This is a genomic window from Thioalkalivibrio sp., assembly GCF_007692535.1.
GTDB lineage: Bacteria > Pseudomonadota > Gammaproteobacteria > Ectothiorhodospirales > Ectothiorhodospiraceae > Thioalkalivibrio.
The window spans coordinates 1-5,395 of the sequence record NZ_REBW01000146.1; the positions used below are offsets into that span (position 1 = coordinate 1).

The 5,395-nt window shown below is 64.9% G+C and carries 6 protein-coding genes; 3 read left to right on the top strand and 3 right to left on the bottom strand.

Going from position 1 to position 5,395, the window contains the following annotated elements:
* The 3 genes from EA346_RS07995 to EA346_RS08005 form a co-directional block, all read right to left on the bottom strand.
* Window positions 1-329: efflux RND transporter permease subunit (locus EA346_RS07995; protein ID WP_296757341.1), on the bottom strand; the 329-nt coding region annotated here is incomplete at its 3' end.
* Window positions 330-352: 23 nt separating this feature from the next.
* Window positions 353-1,465, bottom strand: a complete 1,113-nt coding sequence (locus tag EA346_RS08000; RefSeq protein WP_296757342.1) for an efflux RND transporter periplasmic adaptor subunit — start codon at window positions 1,463-1,465, stop codon at window positions 353-355.
* 41 nt (window positions 1,466-1,506) lie between these two features.
* Entirely contained in the window at window positions 1,507-2,253 is a 747-nt protein-coding gene (locus tag EA346_RS08005; RefSeq protein ID WP_296757344.1) for a TetR/AcrR family transcriptional regulator, read from the bottom strand.
* 251 nt (window positions 2,254-2,504) lie between these two features.
* On the opposite strand from EA346_RS08005, the gene EA346_RS08010 reads away from it, so the two are divergent.
* The 3 genes from EA346_RS08010 to EA346_RS08020 all read left to right on the top strand — a co-directional run.
* Window positions 2,505-3,410, top strand: a complete 906-nt coding sequence (locus EA346_RS08010) for a patatin-like phospholipase family protein (protein ID WP_296757345.1) — start codon at window positions 2,505-2,507, stop codon at window positions 3,408-3,410.
* Between the two features lie 129 nt (window positions 3,411-3,539).
* Window positions 3,540-4,349, top strand: a complete 810-nt coding sequence (locus tag EA346_RS08015) for a TIGR02281 family clan AA aspartic protease (protein ID WP_296757347.1) — start codon at window positions 3,540-3,542, stop codon at window positions 4,347-4,349.
* 210 nt (window positions 4,350-4,559) lie between these two features.
* On the top strand, window positions 4,560-5,395 hold an 836-nt coding region (locus EA346_RS08020), incomplete at its 3' end, for a LysR family transcriptional regulator (protein ID WP_296757349.1).

Genomic DNA, 5,395 nt, shown 5'->3' on the forward strand with positions numbered 1-5,395 from the left:
GCGGCGATCTGGGTCAGCGCCTCGTTCGGGTCGTGATCGAGCCGCAGATAGGCCTGGATCACGCTGATGCCGGGTACACTCGTCGAGACCAGGTAGTCGATGCCCTCGGCGGCGGCCACCTCGCGTTCCAGCGGGGTGGTGATGAAGCCCTGGATCAGGTCCGCGTCGGCACCAATGTAGCTGGTACTGATGGTGACGACGGCATTCTTGACCTCGGGAAACTGGCGCACGTTGAGGTCGAAGATCGCGCGCATCCCGAGGAGCAGGATGAACAGGCTGACCACGGTGGCCAGCACCGGTTTGTTGATGAAGAGGTCCGTGAAGCGCATGCGGAGTCCCGGTCAGGGTGGGTTCAGGCGTTGGGCGGGCTGGGTTCCGGATCTTCGCTGGGCCTTGCCTCCTCGGTGATCTCCACCGCTGTCTCGTTCTGGAGCTTCAGCAGGCCACTGCTTGCGACGCGCTCGCCGGCCTCGAGGCCCTCGGTGATGCGGATCAGGTCACCCCTGCGCTCTCCCGTCTGGACGAATCGTTCGCGCACCCGCAACTGCCCCTCGCTATCCTCATAAATCACAAACACGGAGTTTCCGAAGGGGTTGAAACGTATGGCAGTCTGCGGCAGCACGAGCACCTCCTCGGGTTCGCCGAGTGCGAGCGTCACGCGGGCGAATTGACCGGCACGCAAACGATGTTCCGGGTTGTCGAGCAGCGCCTGCAGCTCGAAGCTGCGCGAGGCGCTGCGCACCCGCGGCTCGATCGCGATGATCTCGCCTTCGAAGCTGTCGGCAAAGGCATCGACACCGACCGCGATCGACTGCCCCTTCCGAACCTGCCCCAGGCGGCGCTCGGTCAGCGTGAAGTTCACGAAGATCGGATCGACCGATTCCAGGGCCACGATGGGGTCGCCGGGAGAAACGAACTGCCCGAGGTTCACGCGCCGAATTCCCAGCACGCCGTCGAAAGGCGCGCGCAGGCCCTTTTGCCGGATCCGCGCCTGTTGTGCCGCAACTGTCGCCCGGGCCTGTTCCGCCTCGCTCTCCCGCCGCTGCACTTCGGCCTCGGAGATGTTCCGTTCCTGCAGCAGCTCGCGGGCACGCCGCAGTTCCTGGTCCGCCAGACGCGCGGCCGCCTGCAGGCTGACCAGCTGTGCCTGGTCGGTCTCGGTGTCCAGGCGCAGCAGCACGGTGCCCTCGCTGACCTCGGTCCCCGGCTGGAACAGGATCTCGCGCACGATACCTCCGACCTCGGTCGTCAGGGTCGCTCCCTGCACGGCCTCCAGGGTGCCGACCGCGCGGATCTCGGGAGTCCAGCGATCCACCCGAACCTCGGCCGCAGTGATGGTCGCGGTGGGCGCGGGCATCTCGTCGAAGAAGGCGTCGATCTGGGCATCGATGAACGCCTTGAAGCCGAAGATTCCCCCGAGCACGATCCCGACCGCGAGCAGCATCCATACGAAGCGTCTGGGCATGGTGGATTCCTATTGCGGAGGCCTGTTACGGGAGCGGGGCCTCAGGAAGTGACGACTGGAGCTTCGGGATTCGCGCTACGAACGAGCAACGCGCGTACCCGCTCGGCCTCGTCGATCACGGCCTTGGTGTTGCCGGTATCGACCAGGGGCTGCCAGCCAAGACCGTTGAGCAGGGCGTGGCCGTGATGGATCAGGAGCGCGTAGGGATCGCGTACCGCGTAGGCCTCGAGCAGCCCGTGGGTATGCGCCAGCGTGTGCATCCCCGTGTTCAGGCACCAGAATCCCGCGGCGATCTCGACCGGCCGCAAGGATGGAATTCCGACGAGATCGCCCGCATGGATCGCGTGCGCCACCACGCGGGAAACCGCCTCGCTGATCGGTGCCCCGGCACGGACCAAAGCCTGTCGCCGCTCCAGCGAGGCGCTGGCCCAGACGACCTCGGTGCTGACGTACTGAAGCAACTGAAAATGATCCGGATGGCTGGAGATGAAATCGATGTCCGCAAGCATCACCGCGAGCATGCGCTCACGGCTGGTCGCGGGCAGGCTTGGGATCGGCTCGAACGCCGTTGCCCGCCGTTTCAGGTCCTCCGTCGCGATGGCCATCAGCAGATCCTCCTTCGAGGAAAAATGCTGGTACAGCGTTCCGGTCGCGTAGTCACATGCCTCGGCGAGCCGCGACATCTGCAGGTGCAGCAAGCCGTCCCGCCGGATCAGATCCTGGGCGGTCTGAATGAAGAGTTGTTCACGGGTGTCCCGTTCGCGGCGTCTGCGTTCCTGGGTGCTCATAAAGTTGATTATGATCCGTGAAATGAATCAAGTTCAATGTTGCCATCAGCGAACGCGGCTTTTGGCCTGCGGCGGGTCTTGTCCGGCGCTGTTTGCTACGCGACCCGATGCAGCGCACAGCAGCAGGGGGATGGAGCAGCGATGCAGGCGAGGCGTTTGGCTCAAGCACGCGCCAGGTGCTGGCGCCGGAACCCTCGTCGCGATATGTTTTCCTAATCAGCATGACTGATGGTAAAAAGTTGATGCCTCCCATGTCCTGGACCCGCCGGCAGACGCTTGGTTTGCTATTGGCCTCGGCGTTGGCGCCCTCGGTCCTCGCCAGCGAACGGAGTCCCCGCATCGGCCTGGCGCTGGGCAGCGGCGGTGCGCGCGGCCTCGCGCACCTGCTCGTCTTCGAGTTGCTCGATGAACTCGGGCTGCGACCGCACCGGATCAGTGGTTCCAGTATCGGGGCCGTGATGGGCTCCCTGTACGCGGCCGGGGTCTCCGGTGCAGAGATCCGCGAACTGCTCGATGAGATGACCGTGTCCAGCGACGAGAGCTGGCTGGAGTCCCTGCTCCACGAGGATCTGATGCGCTGGCTGAGTTTTCTTCAACCCAGCCTGGAGCGGGGTGGCATCGTCAAGTCGGAGGCGTTCAGCAGCTTTCTCGAGGAGACGGCCGGGATTTCCCGGTTCGACGAACTCAGCATTCCGCTGCGGGTGGTCGCAACCGACTACTGGGAGAGGGAGATGGTGGTCTTCGAGTCGGGAGATCTGTGGCCTGCGGTGCAGGCGAGCATGGCCATGCCGGGCCTGTTCAAACCTGTGAAGCATGAAGGCCGGCTGCTGGTCGATGGCGGCATGACCAATCCCGTGCCTTTCGACCTGCTGCCCGACTGCGACCTGATCATCGCGGTGGACGTCCTTGGCGTCCGCACGCCCGAGGATTCGGACACCGATCCTTCGTCCATGGACAACATCTTCAATACCTTCCAGATCATGCAGGCCTCGATCCTGCGGGAGAAGCTGAAGCACGGGGAGCCTGATTTCATGGTGACACCAGACATTCGTGATGTGCGGGTCATGGATTTCTATCGCTTCGAGGAGATCCTTCGGCAAGCTGAGCCGGCGCGCGATGCCCTCGAGACCGGTTTGAGAGAACGGCTCGGGCTCTGATCGCGCCCCGGCCGTGTGAGGCAGGGGCCCCAGTCGTCGCGCCGACGACGGAAGAGCAGGGGCACTTCGTGGGGACGCTCGGGTCTATCCATCGGGCACTGGAAAATCCGGCCCGGGAGGCCCGCCGCATTGACGCGCATTCGGACCCACTATGACAACTTGCAGGTGCAGGAAGACGCCAGTCCGGAGGTAATCGAGGGCGCCTGGCGGGTGCTTGCCCGGAAGTGGGATCCGGAGCGCCATCCGGACGACCGCGAGCGGGCGGAACGGGTGCGGCGGATCATCGACCAGGCGTACCGGACCCTGTCGGATGCGCGGTTGCGTGGCGAGCACGACGCCTGGATCCGGGCCGAGCGGGAGGCCGTCGAGACATCGGAACCCGTACCGGTGACCGGGGTCCGGCAGCCCCCCGCTGCGGCATCTCCGGCCCGGGCCCGTCGGCGCTCTGGACCTTTCGGACTAACGGCCATCACGATGGCCTGGATCGGCGCCTTCGCGCTCATGTGGTGGCTCTTCGACGACTATCTCGATCGGCGCGAGTTTCCCAATCGCGACTTGGTCGTCGAACAGGGGGCTGCGAATGAACTGGTGCTTCGCCGCAACCATGTGGGCCATTACCTGGCACCCGGCACGATCAATGGCGAGCCCGTGGTCTTCCTGCTGGATACCGGAGCGACCCAGGTCTCGGTGCCTGCGCACCTGGCCGACCGACTCGGCCTGCAAGCGGGCGGTCGGGGCAGGGCCCTGACCGCCAACGGCACGGTGGAGATCCGCCACACCAGGATTCGGGAACTCGCCCTGGGCCCCTTCGTGATCGGCAACGTCTCGGGCCACATCAATCCGGGGATGAGCAGCGATCAGATCCTGCTGGGGATGAGTGTGTTGAGGCATCTGGATTTCGCGCAACGTGATGGCACGCTGATCCTGAACCTGCCCTGAGGCGGACGCAGCACCGGTTGATCCCCGCCTGGCCCAGGTACTGGACCGCGAACTCCGTCCTGCGGGATCCGGCTTTCCATGCGCGCTTCTGGTATAGTATTAGAAAATATTAACATACCAATATACAGTCGGGTGAATGACGCCACGGCCGCGCGTAGTGCGGCCGACCGGGTTCGGTCCGGGGATTGCAGCCAATCGGAGAGCGCGGGTATGCCAAAGGTAACGCTGGAACAATGGCGGATGCTGAAAGCAGTGGTCGACGCGGGGGGGTTCGCGAAGGCCGCCGAACTGGTGCACAAGAGCCCGTCTAGCATCAATCATGCAGTCCAGAAACTGCAGGTTCAGCTGGGCGTTCCCCTGCTCGAGGTGCGCGGCCGCAAGGCCGAGCTCACGCCGGCGGGGATTGCCCTTCTGCGGCGTGCGGGCCACCTGCTGGATGAGGCCCAGGAGATCGAGAATCTCGCCTTTACCCTGGCGGTCGGTGCGAGGACGGAGTTGGCACTGGCGGTGGACCAGATCGTGCCTCATGCCGTCGTCATCGATGCCCTCGAGGAGTTCTCCAGGTGCTTCCCGAACACCCGCGTGCAGTTGTACGAGACCGTTCTCGATGGTGGCCCCGCGCTGCTGGAGGCGGAGCGGTTGGACATCCTCGTCGGGCCTGTCATCCCTACCCGTTTCCTGAGTGAGGTGCTGGGCCAGGTGCGCATGATCTGCGTGGTTCACCCAGCGCACCCGCTGGCGAGGAAGGCGGGCGGTCTGTCCATGCGGGATCTGCGACACAGTCGGCAGGTGGTCGTGCGGGATTCCTCGCCAGAACCCGGGGGGATCGACGCCGGCTGGCTGGAGGCCGAGCAGCGCTGGACCGTCGACCACATGAACACCGCGAGGGGAATCGTCGAGGCCGGCTTCGCCTATGCCTGGCTACCCGAGTGCCTGGTCCGCGAGTCGCTGGATCGGGGGAGTCTGGTAACGCTGGATCTCGAGGCGGGGGCGATTCAGGTGATTCCATTCTCCCTCGCCTTTGCCGACCGCGACCATGGCGGCAT

Bases quoted from the DNA above. Each gene is read 5' to 3' on its own strand.
- EA346_RS08005 (WP_296757344.1), bottom strand. From the start codon at position 2,253: ATGAGCACCCAGGAACGCAGACGCCGCGAACGGGACACCCGTGAACAA.
- EA346_RS08000 (WP_296757342.1), bottom strand. From the start codon at position 1,465: ATGCCCAGACGCTTCGTATGGATGCTGCTCGCGGTCGGGATCGTGCTC.
- EA346_RS08010 (WP_296757345.1), top strand. From the start codon at position 2,505: ATGTCCTGGACCCGCCGGCAGACGCTTGGTTTGCTATTGGCCTCGGCG.